The organism is Paludibaculum fermentans, from assembly GCF_015277775.1.
Lineage (GTDB): Bacteria > Acidobacteriota > Terriglobia > Bryobacterales > Bryobacteraceae > Paludibaculum > Paludibaculum fermentans.
In genome coordinates this window covers 6,681,565-6,699,698 of sequence record NZ_CP063849.1, presented here as the reverse complement: position 1 = coordinate 6,699,698, position 18,134 = coordinate 6,681,565, and the positions used below count along the sequence as shown (strand labels likewise).

Here is an 18,134-nt window from a genome sequence, read left to right as displayed (position 1 = left end):
CGCCCCATGCCCTCCTCGGTTCTCATCACTGACTTCGACGGCACGATTTCGCGTCTGGATTTCTACGAACTGGCCCTGCCGCATTGCTCCAAAGGCTCGGTGCCCGACTTCTGGCAAGGCTACTCCACCGGCCGCCTGACGCACTTTGAAGCGATGGCCGGCATTTTCGGACAGATCCGTTGTTCCGAAGCGGAACTGCAAGCCCTGCTGCCGCTGATGGAAGTAGATCCGGGACTGCCCGCAGCTGTGGCGCAACTCCATGATTCCGGCTGGGATGTCGTGATCGTGTCCAACGGCTCCAATTGGTACATCGACCAACTTCTCTCCGGCCTGGGGCTGGGCCACCTGGAGGTCCACTCGAACCCGGGCCATTATGTGGAAGGCTCCGGCCTGGTGCTGCAGCCGCCTGTCGGATCGCCCTTTTACAGTCCCGAGTACGGAATTGACAAGTCGGCCGTTGTTCGCACTGCATTGAAGCACTACGACCGTGTAGCCTTCGCCGGCAATGGCCCCCCCGATGAGAAGCCCGCCCTGCTGGTCGACGCCGAATTGCGCTTTGCCACCGGGTGGCTGGCGAACAACCTCAAGCGGAGCGGTGTGTCATTTCACCCATTTCGCCGCTGGTCAGAGATCGCCCGGTTTCTCAGTGGTGAGGCTCCGCGGCCTTAGGCTGCGCTGCTTCGCTTTTAGCCGGCTCGGCTGCGGGTTTTGGCGCTGCCGGGACCTCGCGGTATTGGACGAGCACGGACACCCTCCGGTTGGCAGGGTCGAACGGGTCGGTTTTGTTGCGCAGGTGCTGATCGGCAAAACCACGGATCTGGGCCACCCGGTCCACCGCGATGCCGGATTCCTGCAACACGCGCCGCGCACAGTTCGCCCGGTCGGCGGACAGCTCCCAATTCGTATAACCCGCCTCGGAGGCGTAAGGCTTTGCGTCCGTGTGCCCTTCAATCAGAAGCTTGTTCGGCAACTGGCTCAGTTGCTCCCCCAACATCCTGATCAGTTCCGTGCCCTGTGGCGATGGCTTCGCATTTCCGCTCTCGAAGAACATCCCACTCTCTTTTTCCAGTAGTTCAATGCGAAGACCTTCATTCGTAACCGTCACCTGCACGTTGTTCTTCATCTGCTCGAACTTCGGCAGCTCTTTCATGGCCGCTTCGATCTTCTCCTTCAGCTTGCTCATGTTTTCCGTGGTCAGCTCGATACCCGTCCCGGCACCCGCCATGTTGGAACCCACCATGCGCCCGTTTCCAGTCGGGTCCATGAAGTATCCGCCTACTGCCTTCTTGACCTTTTCGTCGCTGGAGAGCAGCCAGAGGACTATGAACAAAGCCATCATGGCCGTGACGAAGTCCGCATAGGCGACCTTCCAGGCGCCCCCGTGATGGCCGCCGTGGCCCTTCTTCTTGCGGACCACAATGATCGGCGGCGGAGTTGTTGTGCTACCCATGCCATTCCCTCCCGTCCATGCCGCCGCTAAGCGGGCTTGGCCGCACCGCCCTTGATGATCGCCTCGGTCTCTTTGAAGCCAGGACGCAGATGGGTCGGAATCGCCCGTCGCGCAAACTCCACCGCCAGGGAAGGAGCCGTCCCCTTCACAAACGCCAGAATGGCCATACGCAGGAAACCCATATACTGCGCGTGCCCGTCATTGATCTTTGAAATGTTGGACGCCAGCGGCCCCAGGAACCCGTAGCAGAGCAGGATGCCCAGGAATGTGCCCACCAAGGCCGCGGCCACCTTGTGGCCGATCTCTTCAGGCGGCCCGCCCAGGGCCCCCATCGTGATCACCACGCCCAAGACCGCCGCCACAATGCCCAGGCCGGGCAGCGCGTCCGCGACAGTCGTCAAGGACGATGCCGGCTCAGAGCCTTCGTGATGCTGCACCTCCATGTCCAGTTCCATCAACTGGTCGAGCTCAAAGGGACCCACACCACCTGAGATGGACATGCGCACCGTGTCGCAGAAGAAATCCAGGGCATGGTGGTTCTTCAGGAAACTCGGATACTTCGTAAAGATTGCGCTCTTCTCGGGCTCGTCCAGGTCGGACTCCAGCTTCGCCATGCCGTTCTTGCGGGCGTAGACGAAGATGTCGTTCAGCATCCTCAACTGCTCCAAATAAAAGGCTTTGGTGAATGGAGAGCCTTTGAGCGCACCAAGTACCGCCTTTGCCATTCCAATGATGGTGTGCAGCGGGTTGCCGACAAAGATCGTGCCCAGTGCAGCGCCTCCAATAATCACCAGTTCCGCCGGCTGCATGAGCACCATCAGCTTGCCGTGCTCCATGAGGTAGCCGCCGATGATCGCGCCGATTACGATCGCGACTCCAATGAGTACAAACATATGTGATTTGGGCCCCCTCTGGGCGGGCTTCCGGTAACCGTATCGGCCCGTTCCCGCCGATCTTGAACCCGCCGGACCGCGCATTCTCAAGCCGCATTCAGGCGCGTTTGAGCAGGCAATGTACACTGGAATGGAATGCTGGGTCCCATCGACTTGGCGCGCAAGCGCAATCCGGCGGCAAAGACCCACGCCCTGCCCCCTGCCGTCGAATCCCTCGAATGGCTGGCCAACAGTCCCGGCGTGCGGGAAGTGCTCCGTTTCTTCGCGCGCGAACGCCGCTGGATCGACGAACAGCACCTCACCCTTTGCCGAATCGCGGCGCCCACCTTCCAGGAACAGAAACGCGCCGAGTGGATGGCCGCCCAGTTCAATGCCCTCGGCTGGGAGGCGAAGATCGACCGCGCCGGCAACGTCACCGCCCAACTGGGCCCGGCGGAAAAGAACACGCCCCTGGTCGCGGTCACAGCCCATCTGGATACCGTTCTCGCGCCGCGCACCCCGGAAGACATCCGCGTCGAGGCCCGCGATCGTTTCTGCGGTCCCGGTGTCGCCGACAACGGAACGGGCCTCACCGCCCTGCTGGCCATCGCGAAAGCGCTCGCCACGGAGCCCAAGCCCCAGTTGCCGCTCGGCAACCTGCTGCTGGTCGCCAACGTCGGTGAAGAGGGCGAGGGCAACCTCAGCGGGATGCGTTTCCTTTGCCGCCAGTCGCCATTCGCCTCGCGCCTGCGGGCCGTGTTGGTGCTCGACGGCCCCAGCACCAACCACATCACAGTGGAAGCCCTGGCCTGCCGCCGGTTTGAGATTACGGTCACCGGCCCGGGCGGGCATTCGTGGTCGGACCACGGTGCGGCCAATCCCATCCACGCCCTGGCCCGCGCCATCACCTGGTATGCGGATACCCGGCTGGAGGAGCCGCCGCGCCAGCGCCCGTCCTCCTGGAATTTCGGGGTCATCGAAGGCGGCTCCACCGTCAATGCGATTCCCGCCAGCGCACGGGTAAAGGTTGACTTGCGGGCCGAAGCCGCCCGCGACCTCGATGAGCTCTCCGAGTCGCTGGCCGCCATCCTGGAGCGGGCTTTGCGTGCCGAGAACGAACGCGCTGTCTCCGGCCGCGTCACCGGCCGCCTGAAGGAAACCGGAGCCCGGCCCGGCGGCCGCCTCGCCGAAGGATCCCCCATCTGCGGGTTTGTCGAGGCAGTGGACGCCCATCTCGGCATCAAATCGCATCTCGATTGCGCCTCCACCGACGCCAACATCCCCCTTTCCATGGGCTTACAGGCCATCTCGATCGGCGCCGGCGGCCAGGGCGGCGGCGCCCACACCGTCAATGAATGGTACTCGCCGGAAGGCCGCGACCTCGGATTGCGCCGCGCTTTCCTCTTGATGTGCCTCTTGTTGGCCGATAGCGCCCCTGCCGCATGAAGACCGCCAAGTCCGGACCAGCCCGCCATGTGCGGGCCGATTTGGCATTAGCCGGCATCGCATTCATTTGGGGCGCTACGTTTGTCGTTGTCAAAGAGGCACTGCTGGACTCTTCGACTTTTCTTTTCCTGGCGTTGCGCTTCAGTCTCGCCGGCATCATCCTGGCCGCCGTGTTGCGCGGCCGGCTCACCCGCAAGCAGCCCGTCAACTGGGTGGGCGGGGTGCAATGCGCCTTCCTGCTCTTTCTCGGCTATGCCCTGCAAACGGCGGGCCTGCGCCTGACCACCGCCTCCAAGTCGGCCTTCATCACCGGGTTGTACATCGTGCTGGTACCTTTGGGCGCTTCTCTCGTCAATAGGAGTATGCCGCGGTTGGCGGAGATCGCCGGCGCGGCCGCGGCTACCGCCGGCACGGCCCTGATGACGTCCGGCGACTGGGATCTCCATCTAAATGCAGGAGATATTCTCACGGTAGGCTGCGCGGTGGCCTTCACGGCGCACATGCTATCGGTGGCGCACTATACGAGGAAGATGGACTACGAGCGTTTGAGTCTCTTTCAGGTCGCCGGCGTGGCCGCTTTCTCCTGGCTGGCCGCCGCCACCATGGAGACACCCCATATTGCCTGGTCGCCCCGGCTGCTATTCGGCGTCATCGTCACGGCCGTCCTGGCGACTGCGCTCTCGTTTCTGCTTTATACTTGGGCTCAGCAGCATACATCGGCCACCCGCGCCGCACTGATCTTTGCCCTGGAACCCGTTTTCGCGGGCCTCACGGCCTGGGTAGCGGCCGGCGAAGCCTGGACGGTGCGGTCGTTGACCGGTGCAGGCCTGATCTTGTCAGGTATCGTATTGGTAGAAGTGAAACCCGCGCCACCCTCCAGACATCAAGAGGGGTAACGGTCGCACCACTGGAAAGATTCAACAAGGAAGTTCTATGCGTTGGTTTGACAAGTTCCGCCAGCAAAAGCTCTTTACGATGAACATGGCACTGCTTGCCGTCGCCGCCCTCGTCCTTGTCGGCAATGCGCTGACCGTTGGCGTCAGCGCCGCCAAGGGACAGGCCGTGGCGCCGGACGCGACTCCGCTCGCTCTGCCCCCGGTGAAGAAGTTGTCCAATGAATTCACCAAACTGGCGCAGATGCTAGAGCCGTCGGTGGTCTTCATCGCCACCGATTACACGCCAAAGCAGACGCAAACATCCAATAAGCGCCGCAATCCCCATGTCGCGCCGCAGGACGATGATGAAGACAGCAACAGCCAGGCCGATCCGTTGCAGCGCTTCTTCGGCTCCCCCTTCGGAGGCGAAGCGCCGCGCAAGCGGGAAGGCTCCGGCTCCGGTTTCATCGTCGACAAGAACGGCTACATCATGACGAACCTGCACGTCGTGGAGCAGGCCGATCACATCAAGGTTCGCCTCACCGGCGATAAGACGGATTACAAGGCGAAGCTCATCGGCTCCGATCCGGAAATCGACATCGCGGTTTTGAAGATCGACGCCGGCCGGCCGCTGCAGGCCATCAAGGTCGGCAACTCAGAGAGCGTCCAGGTAGGCGATTGGGCCGTGGCCATCGGAGCTCCGTTCGGGCTCGAGACCTCGGTGACCGCCGGCATCGTATCGGCCACCGGCCGCGACATCTCACCCCAGCAGTTCCAACGATTTATCCAGACCGACGCGGCGATCAACCCCGGCAACTCCGGCGGCCCGCTGGTGAACATCAACGGCGACGTCATCGGCATCAATACGATGATCGCCACCTCCTCGGGCGGCTACCAGGGCATTGGTTTCGCCCTGCCTGTGAATACGGCTGTCCGCAGCTACAACCAGATCATCCAGTCTGGTAAAGTTTCGCGCGGCTCCATCGGCATCAAGTTCCCGCGCAACCAGACGTCCATGGAAATGACGCTGAAGGCTCTGGGCTTCAAGAACGGCGTCATTATCGAGTCCGTCACCACCAACGGCCCGGCGCAGAAAGCCGGACTGAAGGGTGAAGATGTGCTGCTCTCGCTGAACGGCCACCCGATCAAGGATGGCGACGACCTGGTGAGCCGCGTTTCCGAGATGCCGGCCGGCACGGAAGTGACCATCGGTCTCGACCGCGAAGGCCAGAAGATGGACAAGAAAGTGGTCATTGGCGACCGAGAGGAGGTCTTCAAGGACGACCCGCAACTCGCCGGCCTGCGTCGTGAGATGACCGAACCTGGCGCCGAAAAACCCTCCATGACCACGCCTCGCTTTGGTTTCGGTGTGAGATCCCTCACCCCGGCTGAGCGCAAGGAGATGAAGTACGACTTCCCCAGCGGCGTCATGGTCACCACCGTGGAAGACGGTTCGGCCGCCGAGGAGATCGGGATCAAGGAGAAGGACGTCCTGGCCAGCATCAATCGCCGGCCGGTGTCCAGCTTCGAAGACGTGAAGGCGATTCTCAGCAGTCTGAAACCGGGCGCTCCGGTCGCTTTCCGGGTAATGAGGCCCACTTCCGCTCCGGGCAACCGAACGGATATCAGCTGGGCAGGCATCTACCTGCCGGGCACTGTCCCCCAGAACTAGGCTTTTCCAGCCGACGCAGAAAAGGCCGCCGCATCTCCCGCGGGATGCGGCGGCCTTTGTTTTGTGGACAGATGGGCGTAACGGAACGCCCCCTTCGGGTTACCATGGGTGCGTAGAGTCTTCTCGCCGATGAAAGTACTTCTAACGGGGGGCGCGGGGTACGTTGGTTCCCACGCCGCCAAGGCCCTCAGTCAGGCGGGGCATGAAGTCGTAGTCGTGGACAATCTCTTCCGGGGACACGATTGGGCCGCCAAATGGGGCCCGCTGGAGGTCGCAGACCTCACTGACGAAGCGGCGCTTCGCCGGGTCTTCCGGTCACATCAACCTCAGGCCGTCATGCATTTCGCGGCGCTTGCCTACGTCGGCGAGTCCATGACCGAACCTGTGCGCTACTTCCGCAACAACGTGGAAGGCAGCCTGAATCTCCTGCGCGTGATGCTGGATCACGGCGTCAAGGACATAGTTTTTTCTTCTTCCTGTGCGACTTACGGGACTCCGGACAGCCTCCCCATCCGGGAGGACGCGCCCCAGAACCCGATGAGTCCGTATGGCGAGTCGAAGAAGATGGTCGAGCTCGCGCTGCACTGGTTTGCGGCTTGCCACGGCTTTCGCTACGCCGCCCTGCGCTACTTCAACGCCGCCGGCTGCGATCCCGACGGCGAGACGGGTGAGTTTCACACGCCCGAGACGCACCTCATCCCCAGCATCATCGAGGCGGCCATGGGCCAGCGCGAGGCCCTGCATGTCTTCGGCGATGACTTCCCCACTCCGGATGGCACTTGCCTGCGCGACTATGTCCATGTGAGCGACCTGGCCCGGGCGCATGTGCTGGCCCTGCACAAACTGGGGAGCGGCAACGGCTCGATGAAACTGAACCTCGGCACCGGCTGCGGGCTCAGCGTCCGCCAGATGGTGGATATGGTGGAGCAGGTCTCGGGACTGCGGGTGCCGGTCCGCATGGCGCCTCGCCGGGACGGTGATCCAGCCGCCCTGGTGGCCGACGCCAGCAGCGCCGCCCACCTGCTGGGCTGGAAACCGCAGCTCTCATCGCTGGAGCAGATCGTCGGAAGCGCCTGGGCCTGGCAGCACCAGCATCTGCCCAGGCAGTTGGCGTAAAGAGGCAGCGGCCAGCTTCGGATAGCTGGCCGCTGCTTGCCTGCGCTAACCTGAATTCGGCAACCTCTTGTAACTTCATGTGGAACGGCGACTACCTATTTCTGCTGCGTGAGCTGGTGGCGAAGGACTTCAAGGTCCGCTACCGCAACATGTCGCTGGGCGTTTTCTGGTCGCTGCTGAACCCGCTGGTGATGATGGCGGTGTACACGTATGTGTTCACCCGCATTCTGGCAAGGCCGCTGCCACACTTCAGCGTCCATCTCCTATGCGGGCTCATCCCGTTCAATTTCTTCACGATAGCCTGGCTCTCGGCGACCAACTCGCTGATCGAGAATGTGGCCATCATCAAGCGCATCCCCATGAAGCGCGAGATCATCCCCATCGCCTCGATCCTCTCCAACCTGACGCATCTATTGATTCAGTTGGGGTTGCTGTTATTCTTCGTGCTCATTTCCGGCCTGTCCGTGAACATCAACTGGCTCTGGCTGCCCGTGGTGTGGGGGCTGGAGATCATGTTCCTCATCGGCCTGGGGCTGGCCTCGTCGGCGATGAACCTGTTCGTGCGCGACGTCCGCTACGTAGTGGAATCAATCAACTTATTGCTCTTCTGGATTGTGCCCATCGTCTACACCTTCGATAACGTGCCTGTCGACTTCCGGGATCTCTATCAGTACAACCCGGTGGCCGCCCTGATCCTGGCGACCCAGACAATCATTCTGGGCGGCGCCGCCCCTTCCGCGCGGTTGCTCATCAAGCTCGCGTTGGTCTCCGCCGTCTCGATGGGGCTGGGCTTCACCATCTTCCGGCGGGCGGAGAAGCGTTTCTACGAGTACCTGTAGCATGAGCCTGATCAGCATCAAGAACGCATCGAAGATCTTCCAGCACCGCAAACCGCGCATGGTGCTGAGGGACCGGCTTCGCCAGTTCACCTCGAAGCCCGGCAAAGAGGGCTTCTATGCACTGCGAAATGTCTCATTCGAAGTCGAGGCGCGAGAGAGCATTGCGCTGATCGGTGCCAACGGCGCGGGCAAGAGCACGCTGCTCAGCCTGGTCTGCGGTCTCGCCCAACCCGACGAAGGCTCCGTCGAAGTTCATGGATCCATTGCGCCCCTGCTCGAACTCGGGTCCGGCTTCCATATGGACCTGACGGGCCATGAGAACTTGTATCTGAACTCCGCTATGCTGGGCATGACCAAAGCCCAGGTGCGCCAGCGTTACGATTCCATCCTCGAGTTCTCTGAGATTGCCGAGTTCATCCACGAGCCGTTGCGCACCTACTCCATGGGCATGTCGCTGCGCCTGGCGTTCTCCATCGCCGTGCACTGCGATCCGGCTATCGTCATCATTGACGAGGTGTTAGGAGTGGGCGACGCCGCGTTCCAGCGCAAATGCCATACGCGCATCGCCGAACTCCGGGACGAGGGCAAAACCCTGCTTTGCGTGTCGCACAGCCCGGAGACGGTTCTGGAGTTTTGCGACCGGGCGATCTGGCTGCACCACGGCCAGTTGTTGATGGATGCTCCAGCACAAGAAGCATGCGCGGCCTACATGAGATTTGTGGCCGATCCGACGCTCCCTCTGCCCGGTATGCCTTCGCCAGAAAACTAGCGAAGGGCCGGCCAGGACCAATACCGTACGTTTTGGTACGGCCATTCCGTCGTGAGCCAGGAATTCGGGAGTTTTTTATCACTTTCGTCTCATTTTGACTCTTTCAGAGCGATATCGATCTGCGTATAATAGAGGCTCCACCACCCGCCAGGAGCGGGAGGGATATTCCCCCATCCGCCCCCCTCCCGCTCCCCCTAAACTCCTGGCACCCGCGGCAGGGGATGCTTTCTTTGTGGTGTCCATGCTCGATTCTCTTTGCTATCCTTCAATCGTGAAGCCGCCTCGTTTGCTGTTCATCCCATTTGCGTTGCTTCTCTCCATCAGCTTTCCGGATTTCTCCCTCGCGCAGAAGAAACCAGTAGCCAAGGCTCCGGCCTCCAAAACGCCGGCGGGCAAGGCTGCGGCCGGTAAGACTGCACCGTCGAAGTCCGCTGCTTCCAAAGCTCCGGCGGCCAAGAGCGGCGCATCGAAGTCGGCTGCCACGAAGTCTGCCTCCGGCAAGAAAGGGACGCTGGCCCAGCGCAAGGCCGTCGCACCTAGACGGATGACGCAGCAGCAGCCCGGTGAAGACCGCGTCCGGGAGATTCAACAGGCACTGACGGAGAAGGGCTACAACGTCGATGTAAACGGCGTTTGGGGTCCTGAATCCACGGAAGCATTGAAGAAGTTCCAGGAAGACCAGAACATCAACAATATGTCCGGACGGGGCAAGCTTGATTCGCTCACGCTAATCGCCTTGGGGCTCGGTCCAAAACGGGAACCTCCGCCACAGACCGCGGCTCCGGTTCAGCCCAAGGCGGCAACAGAAGGAAAACTCCCATGATCATTGGCGTTCCTCGTGAAGTAAAAGACCATGAATCCCGGGTCGGCCTGGTTCCTCACGGCGTTACCGCGTTGCTGGAATCGGGTCATCAGGTGATCGTTCAAACCCGCGCCGGACACCTCTCGTCGATTACCGACGAAGAGTATGTGGAAGCCGGGGCACGCATTGTGCCCACCGCGGCCGATGTCTGGAACCAGGCGGACATTGTCACCAAAGTGAAGGAGCCGCAGAGCTCGGAATACGGCTTTTTCCGCGAAGGGCTGACGCTCTTCACATACTTGCATCTGGCTCCGCTGCCGGATCTTACGCAGAAACTGGTGGAGACCAAGGTCACCGGCGTCGCGTATGAAACCATCCAGGAAAAGGACGGCTCGCTGCCGCTGCTGACGCCGATGAGCGAAGTGGCCGGCCGCATGTCCGTGCAAATCGGCGCGCAGTATCTGGAAGCACCGAACGGAGGCCGCGGCGTGCTGCTGGGCGGCATCCCGGGCGTGGCTCCCGCCAATGTTGTGGTACTGGGCGGCGGCATCGTCGGCCATAACGCGGCCAAGATGGCTTTCGGCCTGGGCGCGAACGTGACCATCATCGACCGCAACCTGAACCGGCTGCGCGAGCTGGACGACATCTATAATGGCGGCGTCATCACGCTGGCTTCGAACCTTTGGACGATCCGCGAGTCCCTGCGCACGGCTGACCTGGTCATCGGCGCTGTGCTGATCCCCGGCGCCTCCGCTCCGCGCCTCGTGCGGCGCGACATGCTGCCGCTCATGAAGCGCGGCGCGGTGATTGTCGACGTCGCGATCGACCAGGGCGGTTGCTGCGAAACCTCCCATGCGACGACGCACACCGACCCGGTCTACTACGTCGACAACGTGCTGCACTACTGCGTGTCGAACATGCCGGCGGCCGTGCCCCACACGTCCACCTATGGCCTGAATAACGCCACGCTACCGTATTTGCTGCAGTTGGCGAACAAGGGCGTCGCCAAAGCGATTGCGGAGAACCCCGCCCTCGCGTTGGGTGTGAACACCTACAAGGGGCATGTCACGTATCCTGGTGTCGCCGAAAGCCAGAACATCCCCTGCACCGATTTACAATCGTTGCTGTGACGTCTTCTTCTCATCCATTTCCCGTACTGGCCCGCCTTCGTGCGGGCCAGCCCGTTTTTGCGGCCACCATCACTACTCCATCGGTCGAGGCCGCGGCCCATCTGGCCAACCTTGGCTTCCATTTCCTCTGGATCGAGATGGAGCATTCGCCCATTACCCTGGAGACTTTGCGAGTCATGGTGTTGGGTACGCGCGGCCTGCCGGCGCAGGTCTTTGCCCGTGTGCCTGTCATCGAATACTGGACGGCCAAGCGGGTGCTGGATCAGGGTGTGACCGGGGTGATCTTCCCGTTTACGACGACGCCGGAACTCTCTCAACGCGCGGCCGACGCATGCCACTATCCGCCGCTGGGACGGCGTGGATCGGGCGCCGGCAATGCGGTCCGCACGTGGCCGGAGCCGGGCAACTACTACGATTCAGCCGACCGCAACGTAGCCGTGATGTGCGTGGTGGAAGAGGCGGCCGCGCTGGAGCATATCGACGAGATCTGCGCGACGCCAGGCGTCGACATCATCTTCATCGGAACCAGCGACCTGTCGTTCTCACTGGGGCTGCGCGGCCGCCAGGATGCGCCCGAACTACTGGAGGCGATCGACAAGATTGCCGCCGCCGCACAGAAGCACGGTAAGTTCCTGGGCCGGCCCGCCGGCAATGCGGCGCAAGTGGAGGCGTTCCAGCAGAAGGGCTTTCTGTTGTTCCAGTTGCCGACGGAGATCGGACTCATGGAAGCCGGCGCAAGGCAGTTGCTGGACTCGGTTGGGATCTCGGCGCCAAACCCGGCCACGCGCTCGCAATACTAGCGGCGGGTCGATACACTAGCGGGAAGGCTTCGCCGCTTACCATGGCCAACATTCATCCTCTGCACGCCCTGCGCTATACGCCTGCCGCCGGAGATATCGCGGAACTGGCAACCCTGCCCTACGACGTGATCCCCCCAGCGCTGGAGGCGGACTATAAGTCGCGCAGCCCGTATAACTTCGCGCACCTGATCCTGCCGCAGGGCGACTATGCGGGCGCCGCCGCCAGGCTCTCGGCATGGAAGCAAGAGGGGATCGTGGCCCGGGATCCGGAAGAGGCCTTCTTCGTGTACGAGCAGACGTTTCCGGCTCCAGGTACGGGTGAGATCCTGACCCGCCGCGGCTTCGTCGGGCTGGGCGACACCGAGGATTACGGGACGAACGTCTTCCGCCATGAGTGGACCATGAGCGGACCCAAGGAAGACCGTTTCCGCCTGCTGCAGGCCACGCAGGTTCAGTTCGATTCGATCTTCATGCTGTTCCCGGATCCCAGCGGCACGGTGGAAGCGAAGCTGGCCGCGGTCTGCGCGACGGAACCCGATCTGGTCTACTCCGACCATGAACAGACCCAGCACAAGCTGTGGCGCGTGGCGGATGCGGCCTGGAGCTCGTCGATGCAGGCGTTGATGAGCGACCGGCCGCTGCTGATCGCGGACGGCCACCACCGCTATGAAACGGCTCTGCGCATGGGACAGCCCAGGACGCTGATGACCTTCGTCAGCCTGGACTCGCCGGGCCTGCGCTGCTTTGCAACGCACCGCATCGTACATTCATTGAAAGACTTCCAGCCGGAGGCCTTCCTCGCCAAGTTGCCGAACGTGGGCGACGGGATCGAGCCCCTGGTTTCGCCCGCGGGCGCCATCCGCTTCGGAGTGGTCATGGAGAACGGCGCCTTCCACTGCGATGTGCCGGCAAACGAAGGAGCGTTGAACGTCGCCGTGCTCCAGGATTCCATTCTCACCCCGCTGCTGGGCATTACGCCCGAGGTAGTGACGGCGGGCACGAACCTGCGCTACAAGCGGACCCGGGAAGAGGCGCTGGCCGAGGTGAAGGAAGGCCGGGCACAGATCACCTTTCTGCTGGAAGACCTGCCCATCGACGGGATGGCCAGGGTCTCGTTCGGCGGCCAGGTGCTGCCGCAGAAATCGACTTACTTCTACCCGAAGATGGGCTCAGGCCTGGTGATGCTGGAACTAGAGCCGTGAGCTACACCTGCTACCGCGCGGACAGCCCCGTCGACTGGAGCCGCGTGCCCGTTTCGCCGCGTTTTGTCGATATGGTTTCGGGCGAACCGGGACTGTTCGACACCCGCGCCGCTGCGGTCTGGGACGATGAGGCGCTGCACATCCGCTTCTGGAGCGAGGAGCCCTTTATCGAGGCCGGGCTGACAGAACGCGATTCGCTCATCTTCCTGGAGAGCGATATCGAAGTCTTTATCGACGGCGGGGACTGCTACTACGAATTCGAAATGAACGCTTTGGGCACCATTTACGAGGTGTTCTTCATCTGGCGGGATTCGTACGAAAAGTATCGGTCCGAAGAGTTTGACGTCCACCGCCGGAGGGCCCTCACCTTTGGAGGCGACTACGACCGGACCGGAGCGTCGTTCTGGCGCGGCACGCATCCGCGCGGCATCCGTTGGGCGTTTCTGGATTGGGACTTCCCAGGGCTGCGCACGTCCGTCCAGATCGAGGGGCGGCTGAACGACACCACCCGGATCTCCCGGGGCTGGTGGGCCGAGGTATCCCTACCGTGGCAGGGCATGCGGCATCTGGCGAACGGACGGACGCTGCCGCCGCAAGACGGCGATCTTTGGCGGATGTTCTTCGGGCGGTTCGAAAAACTGATGACGGGAGGCAGGGAAGTCCAGCCCCACCCTGCCTGGTGCTGGACGCCCCACGGTGTGTACGACACCCACCGCCCGGAATGCTGGACGGAAGTGTACTTCTCCGTTAATTCGCTGGAAAACCTACCAAAATCGGGCAGTTAGAAATCGCAAATTATGCTTCCCAATCCTCGCGGGTAGGCCTACACTCTCTGCAGGGAGGTGCTCCATCGCCGGCCGCCTGTGGAATCTGCGGCCGTTGTTCTGGTTGCATGGTTTGGCTCGCGGGACTTCGGAACCTAGAAACACTGCGTAGCCCACTGGTTGAGTTCTGGCCGACTCTTACCCGTGGCTCCATACGCCTCCACTGGCGGGGGCCGAGCGGCATCCGCTGGCTTCCTCCTCCTCCAGGTGGCTGTCGACGCCGCCAAGGCCCCCGGTACCCCGCCCGTTCTTCGGTTCCAGTTGTAACTTATTGCAAGAGTTTGATCTTTCTCCCTGCCATTGTCCGCGTGTAGGGCATGAGAACCACTACGGCCCTGTTCGCGGTACTGTTGTGCCCGTCGTTATTCGCCCAGGACTACCTCCCCCTGGGCGATGGCAACTATTGGACTTACCGGTCGGACAAATCCGCGGAAACATTCACGATCGCCGTCGGGACACCCTACCAGCTAAATAGTCAGATCTACTACTCTGTGAAGGGCTACGGCACGGCGCGGAACTTCCTGCGGAGGACGGCCGAAGGGAATCTTGTCCAGGTGGATTTGGAAACGGGCATCGAGTCGCCGGTTACCAGCTTCGAACCAGGCAAGCAGTGGGAATCCCCACTCAGCGGCTGCCAACAGACCGGTGAGGCGTCAGCCAAGCGCGGTGAGTATGCCGGGCCGGTTGGAATCTTCCCGGCGGCGCAGACGGTCCACTACGGACCGGGGGCGTGCGCCGACTCCGGTTTCTCGGAGGAGACCTACATCGAGAACATCGGGTTGGTGCGCCGGGTGGTCAACACCCTGGCCGGCCCGGTGCAGTACGATCTGGTCGCAGCGCGAGTCGGAAAGTTCACGTTCAGCGCCGGGCCGAGTGTGATTGTCCGGGTGAGCGTGCCGGAGAACTCGTTCCAGCGCAACACGGCCGCGGAAGCCCTGCACCTGCAGGCGCGTTTGCATATCGACACGGTGTCGGCCGTGGGCGTGGCGGTCCGGTTCCCCACTTCCCAGCGGTATGAGATGGTGTTTCGGAATCCGGCCGGCGCAGTTGTATACCGCTGGTCCGACGGCAAGGGATTCACGGATGCGGTGGCGGAAGAGACCATCGGGGGCCGCAGAACTTATCTGATCGAGGGCGAAATCGACGCCGCGGCGGCGGCCGGCCTGGAGGATGGGATGTATACGATCGAGGCCTGGCTGACAACCGGCGACGGGCCGAAGTTCGCGTCTTCGGCCGCCGTGGAACTGTACACCCGGCCGGCGGCCTAACGGCCGTTGGCGGTCAATTTCGCCATCTCCGCCGTGACACGGGCCAACTCAGTCAAGCTCGCTGAGTTGGCCCGTTTCTGTCTGTTGAGGTCGTCGAGCACCGTCAGGGCGCGACCGTACCAGATCATCGCCTCGCTCCGGTTGCCGGCGGCGGCATGCGTGTCGCCGAGCCCGGCCAGCGACTCAGCCACCTCGCCCTTGGCTCCGGCGTTGAGCGGGTTCCTGGCGGCGACGGATTCGCGCAGCGAGAGCGACTGCCGGAACTCCTCCATCGCCTGGCTGGCCTGATGCTGCTTCAGCAAGGCGCGGCCGATGTGATAGTGCTCGGTGGCGGTGAGGCTGCGGAGGCGCACATCGTCCGGGTCAGCGCGCTCCAAATCCTCGTAGATCCCCTGTGCTGTCTGATAGTTGCGGAGGGCCGCATTGAGGTGGCCCTGTTCGAGCTGGAGACTGCCCAGGCCGCTGGCGGCCGAAGCCTCCATCTGGCGCAGGCCGAGGTTGGAGGGCCACAACTTGAGGCCGACACGAGCCGCCTTCAGGGCATCCAGGTAGTGGCGTTCGGACTCGACAGGCTCCTTGGAATGGCGCAGGATGCTGCCCATGCGCAGGTTCGCGAGAGCCAGGCCATGCCAGTCCTCCGAGGCCGCATCCTTCTGCTGCGTGAGCGCGCTGTAGAGCTTCAGGGCGTTCCGGCGGGCGGGCAGGACGCCGGCCCACTGGCCCACCTGGAACAGGCTGCCGCCAAGCGTGGTGTAGCTGGCGGCCACTTCGCGCTGGAGGCCGCGATTGGCGGGGTCGCCGGCCAGCAGGCGTTCGCGGATGCCGAGGGAGCGCCGGTCCAACTCGAGACCGGCCTGGTATTCACCGGCGATCTTGAGTACGCCGCTCATGCGCGAGAGCGAGACCGCCAGGTGGCGTTGATTGTCGACGTTGCCGGGATCGGCCGCCTGCATGGACTCGCGGATGGCCAAGGCCTTGCGGTAGCTGCTGAGGGCGGCGGCGGTGTCCCCGACATTGGGGCCGTCGGCACGGCCCTGGACGTCGCCCATCTTCTCGTAGGCCATGGCAAGTTCACGCTGCAGGCCCAGGTCTCCAGCCGCTTCCTTGGCCAGCCCGTCGAGATACTCGAGCGAGCGCTGAATCAGCTTGCCGCGGATGCCGGTGCCGCCAGGCAGCGTGGCGAGCGTGTCGTTCTCGACGAGAAACGAGGTCGCCAGGCGGCGCACGTCTTCAAAACGGCGCTCCGCCCGATCCCGCTGAACCCGGGCGATGTGGGCCTGCCACGAGGTAGCCACGATGCCGCCGATCAGGCTCAGCACGGCCAGGGCTCCGGCCGCGACACTGGCTTTGTTCCGCGCGGCAAATTTGCACCAGCGGTAGGACAAAGAGTCGGGCTGGGCGAGGACGGGCCGGCCCTCCAGGTAGCGGCGCAGATCCTCGGACAGTTGCTCGACCGACGAATAGCGTCGGGCGGGCTCCTTGTGCATGGCCTTGAGGACGATGCGGTCGAGGTCACCGCGCAACGCCTTGGGCTGGATGGTGGCGTGCACCACCTCGTCGGTGAGAATGTCGCTGGGCTTCACCGGATCCTCGAGGCAGATGACGCGCTCGAGCTCGGAGTGGACCTTCGACTGGAACTTGTGCGCTTTGTGGCCGGTGAGCAGTTCGTAGAGCACCGTGCCGAGGGAGTAGACATCGGCGGCGGTGGTGACAGGCTCGCCGCGGAACTGTTCCGGACTACAGTAATCCGGCGTCAACATGCGCGTTTCGCCCGTGCGGGCGGCGGCCATTTCGGGAGCGTCCGGCAGCAGCAGGGTGGCGATGCCGAAGTCGAGCAGGCGCGGAATGCCGTCCTCGGTGATGAGGATGTTGGCCGGCTTCAAATCGCGATGGACGATGAGATTGCGGTGGGCGTGGTCGACCGCCTCGCACACCTGGCGGAAGATGCGCAGGCGGCCCTGGAGATCGACGCGCGCCTCGCTGCAGTAGTGCATGATCGGCCGGCCGGGCACGAACTCCATGACGAAGTACGGCCGGCCCTCGGAGGTGCTACCACCTTCGAGCAGGCGGGCTATGTAGGGATGGCTGAGGAAGGCCAGCAACTGGCGCTCATAGCGGAAGCGCTGCAGGACAAAGTCGGTGTCCATGCCGCGTTTGACGAGCTTGATGGCGACCTGCTGCTCGTACGCGCCGTCGTCGCGTACGGCGAGATAGACGCTGCCCATGCCGCCGCGACCGATCTCCTCCACGATGCGGTAGGGACCGATGCGGTCACCCGGTTCGAGGTCGGGCACGGGGACGATTTCAGCGGGGGGATGGACGGTAAGGAAACCCGCATTCTCGTCCTGCGCATTCAACAGGGAGAAGACTTCTTCGGCCAGTTCGGTCTGGGGTCCGCAGGCCTGCAGGACATACTCGCGGCGCGCTTCGCAGGGCCGCTCAAGCGCTTCGTACAGGATCTCTTTGACGACGGCCCACTGCTCGCTCTTCATGCCCCGGCGCGGCTGACCTCCCGGAAGAGCCATGCCTTGGCCGTGGCCCAATCCCGCTTAACGGTGGCGGTGGAGATGCCGAGGGCTTCAGCGGTCTCCTCCACCGTGAGTCCGGCAAAGAAGCGCATCTCGACGACCTGCGCCTGCTGCTCGTCCATCTGGGCCAGGCGGTTCAGGGCGTCGTCGAGCGCGAGTACTTCCCAATCGTTCTTTTCGGCGACGCCGAGCGCCTCATCCAGCGCCAGTTTCGGCATGCCGGAGCCCCGTTTGGCGGCGTGGCGGGCGCGGGCATGATCAACCAGGATGCGGCGAATCATGCGGGCCGCCATGGCAAAGAAGTGCGCCCGATTCTGCCACTCCGCATTGTCCTGCTGGACTAGGCGGAGGTAGGCCTCATGGACGAGCGCCGTGCTCTGGAGGGTATGGCCGGGCCGCTCGTGGCGCAGCGCGCGCTCAGCCAACCCGCGGAGCTCCGTGTAGACGAGGGGCAGGAGTTCGTCGAGGGCCTGCTTATTGCCGTCGCGCCAACTTCTCAGCAGTTGAGTCACGTCTGACGAGAGCATAGCCTACAGTCTAA

17 protein-coding genes are annotated in these 18,134 nt (G+C 63.0%); 13 read left to right on the top strand and 4 right to left on the bottom strand.

Annotated elements, in window-relative coordinates:
- The first annotated feature begins 6 nt into the window (after positions 1-6).
- On the top strand, positions 7-669 hold the full coding sequence (locus IRI77_RS26460; RefSeq protein WP_194448001.1) for an HAD-IB family phosphatase: 663 nt from the start codon (positions 7-9) through the stop codon (positions 667-669).
- On the opposite strand, the gene IRI77_RS26455 is transcribed toward IRI77_RS26460, so the two are convergent.
- Both IRI77_RS26455 and motA read right to left on the bottom strand, forming a co-directional pair.
- Positions 644-1,450 (bottom strand): flagellar motor protein MotB, encoded by an 807-nt coding sequence (locus IRI77_RS26455; protein WP_194448000.1) that lies wholly within the window; start codon positions 1,448-1,450, stop codon positions 644-646. The two genes, IRI77_RS26460 and IRI77_RS26455, sit on opposite strands and share 26 nt — an antisense overlap.
- A gap of 26 nt (positions 1,451-1,476) precedes the next feature.
- Positions 1,477-2,343, bottom strand: coding sequence for a flagellar motor stator protein MotA (gene motA, locus IRI77_RS26450; protein WP_194447999.1), 867 nt, complete (start codon positions 2,341-2,343; stop codon positions 1,477-1,479).
- Between the two features lie 135 nt (positions 2,344-2,478).
- Here motA and IRI77_RS26445 point away from each other — a divergent pair, with 135 nt between their 5' ends.
- From IRI77_RS26445 to IRI77_RS26390, 12 genes are all read left to right on the top strand, one after another.
- Positions 2,479-3,768 (top strand): M20/M25/M40 family metallo-hydrolase, encoded by a 1,290-nt coding sequence (locus IRI77_RS26445; RefSeq protein ID WP_194447998.1) that lies wholly within the window; start codon positions 2,479-2,481, stop codon positions 3,766-3,768.
- Complete coding sequence (locus IRI77_RS26440; protein ID WP_194447997.1) at positions 3,765-4,664, top strand: DMT family transporter; 900 nt, start codon at positions 3,765-3,767, stop codon at positions 4,662-4,664. Before IRI77_RS26445 ends, IRI77_RS26440 begins: the two co-directional genes overlap by 4 nt.
- A 37-nt stretch (positions 4,665-4,701) precedes the next feature.
- Positions 4,702-6,315 carry a Do family serine endopeptidase gene (locus IRI77_RS26435; protein WP_194447996.1) on the top strand — a complete coding sequence of 538 codons (1,614 nt, stop codon included), beginning with the start codon at positions 4,702-4,704 and terminating at the stop codon, positions 6,313-6,315.
- 129 nt (positions 6,316-6,444) lie between these two features.
- Positions 6,445-7,431 carry a UDP-glucose 4-epimerase GalE gene (galE, locus tag IRI77_RS26430; RefSeq protein ID WP_194447995.1) on the top strand — a complete coding sequence of 329 codons (987 nt, stop codon included), beginning with the start codon at positions 6,445-6,447 and terminating at the stop codon, positions 7,429-7,431.
- Positions 7,432-7,508: 77 nt separating this feature from the next.
- The gene (locus IRI77_RS26425) at positions 7,509-8,270 is read left to right on the top strand and encodes an ABC transporter permease (RefSeq protein WP_194447994.1); all 762 of its coding nucleotides are present in this window, start codon (positions 7,509-7,511) and stop codon (positions 8,268-8,270) included.
- A gap of 1 nt (position 8,271) precedes the next feature.
- The gene (locus IRI77_RS26420; protein WP_194447993.1) at positions 8,272-9,039 is read left to right on the top strand and encodes an ABC transporter ATP-binding protein; all 768 of its coding nucleotides are present in this window, start codon (positions 8,272-8,274) and stop codon (positions 9,037-9,039) included.
- Positions 9,040-9,325: 286 nt separating this feature from the next.
- A complete protein-coding gene (locus IRI77_RS26415; RefSeq protein ID WP_194447992.1) occupies positions 9,326-9,862 on the top strand; it encodes a peptidoglycan-binding domain-containing protein in 537 nt (178 codons plus the stop codon).
- Positions 9,859-10,971 (top strand): alanine dehydrogenase, encoded by a 1,113-nt coding sequence (gene ald, locus IRI77_RS26410; protein ID WP_194447991.1) that lies wholly within the window; start codon positions 9,859-9,861, stop codon positions 10,969-10,971. Before IRI77_RS26415 ends, ald begins: the two co-directional genes overlap by 4 nt.
- Positions 10,968-11,771, top strand: coding sequence for an HpcH/HpaI aldolase family protein (locus tag IRI77_RS26405; protein ID WP_194447990.1), 804 nt, complete (start codon positions 10,968-10,970; stop codon positions 11,769-11,771). The genes ald and IRI77_RS26405 overlap by 4 nt, the downstream gene beginning before the upstream one ends.
- Positions 11,772-11,812: 41 nt before the next feature.
- Positions 11,813-12,973, top strand: a complete 1,161-nt coding sequence (locus IRI77_RS26400) for a DUF1015 domain-containing protein (protein WP_194447989.1) — start codon at positions 11,813-11,815, stop codon at positions 12,971-12,973.
- Positions 12,970-13,758 carry a carbohydrate-binding family 9-like protein gene (locus tag IRI77_RS26395; protein ID WP_194447988.1) on the top strand — a complete coding sequence of 263 codons (789 nt, stop codon included), beginning with the start codon at positions 12,970-12,972 and terminating at the stop codon, positions 13,756-13,758. The genes IRI77_RS26400 and IRI77_RS26395 overlap by 4 nt, the downstream gene beginning before the upstream one ends.
- 356 nt (positions 13,759-14,114) lie before the next feature.
- Positions 14,115-15,065, top strand: a complete 951-nt coding sequence (locus IRI77_RS26390) for a BsuPI-related putative proteinase inhibitor (protein WP_194447987.1) — start codon at positions 14,115-14,117, stop codon at positions 15,063-15,065.
- Here IRI77_RS26390 and IRI77_RS26385 read toward each other — a convergent pair.
- The gene (locus tag IRI77_RS26385; RefSeq protein WP_194447986.1) at positions 15,062-17,557 is read right to left on the bottom strand and encodes a protein kinase domain-containing protein; all 2,496 of its coding nucleotides are present in this window, start codon (positions 17,555-17,557) and stop codon (positions 15,062-15,064) included. The two genes, IRI77_RS26390 and IRI77_RS26385, sit on opposite strands and share 4 nt — an antisense overlap.
- Positions 17,554-18,120, bottom strand: a complete 567-nt coding sequence (locus IRI77_RS26380; protein WP_194447985.1) for a sigma-70 family RNA polymerase sigma factor — start codon at positions 18,118-18,120, stop codon at positions 17,554-17,556. The genes IRI77_RS26385 and IRI77_RS26380 overlap by 4 nt, the downstream gene beginning before the upstream one ends.
- Positions 18,121-18,134: the final 14 nt, after the last annotated feature.

Bases quoted from the DNA above. Each gene is read 5' to 3' on its own strand.
- IRI77_RS26455 (WP_194448000.1), bottom strand. From the start codon at position 1,450: ATGGGTAGCACAACAACTCCGCCGCCGATCATTGTGGTCCGCAAGAAG.
- IRI77_RS26380 (WP_194447985.1), bottom strand. From the start codon at position 18,120: ATGCTCTCGTCAGACGTGACTCAACTGCTGAGAAGTTGGCGCGACGGC.
- motA (WP_194447999.1), bottom strand. From the start codon at position 2,343: ATGTTTGTACTCATTGGAGTCGCGATCGTAATCGGCGCGATCATCGGC.
- IRI77_RS26390 (WP_194447987.1), top strand. From the start codon at position 14,115: ATGAGAACCACTACGGCCCTGTTCGCGGTACTGTTGTGCCCGTCGTTA.
- IRI77_RS26460 (WP_194448001.1), top strand. From the start codon at position 7: ATGCCCTCCTCGGTTCTCATCACTGACTTCGACGGCACGATTTCGCGT.
- IRI77_RS26440 (WP_194447997.1), top strand. From the start codon at position 3,765: ATGAAGACCGCCAAGTCCGGACCAGCCCGCCATGTGCGGGCCGATTTG.
- galE (WP_194447995.1), top strand. From the start codon at position 6,445: ATGAAAGTACTTCTAACGGGGGGCGCGGGGTACGTTGGTTCCCACGCC.
- IRI77_RS26445 (WP_194447998.1), top strand. From the start codon at position 2,479: ATGCTGGGTCCCATCGACTTGGCGCGCAAGCGCAATCCGGCGGCAAAG.
- IRI77_RS26400 (WP_194447989.1), top strand. From the start codon at position 11,813: ATGGCCAACATTCATCCTCTGCACGCCCTGCGCTATACGCCTGCCGCC.
- IRI77_RS26435 (WP_194447996.1), top strand. From the start codon at position 4,702: ATGCGTTGGTTTGACAAGTTCCGCCAGCAAAAGCTCTTTACGATGAAC.
- IRI77_RS26420 (WP_194447993.1), top strand. From the start codon at position 8,272: ATGAGCCTGATCAGCATCAAGAACGCATCGAAGATCTTCCAGCACCGC.
- ald (WP_194447991.1), top strand. From the start codon at position 9,859: ATGATCATTGGCGTTCCTCGTGAAGTAAAAGACCATGAATCCCGGGTC.
- IRI77_RS26425 (WP_194447994.1), top strand. From the start codon at position 7,509: ATGTGGAACGGCGACTACCTATTTCTGCTGCGTGAGCTGGTGGCGAAG.
- IRI77_RS26385 (WP_194447986.1), bottom strand. From the start codon at position 17,557: ATGAAGAGCGAGCAGTGGGCCGTCGTCAAAGAGATCCTGTACGAAGCG.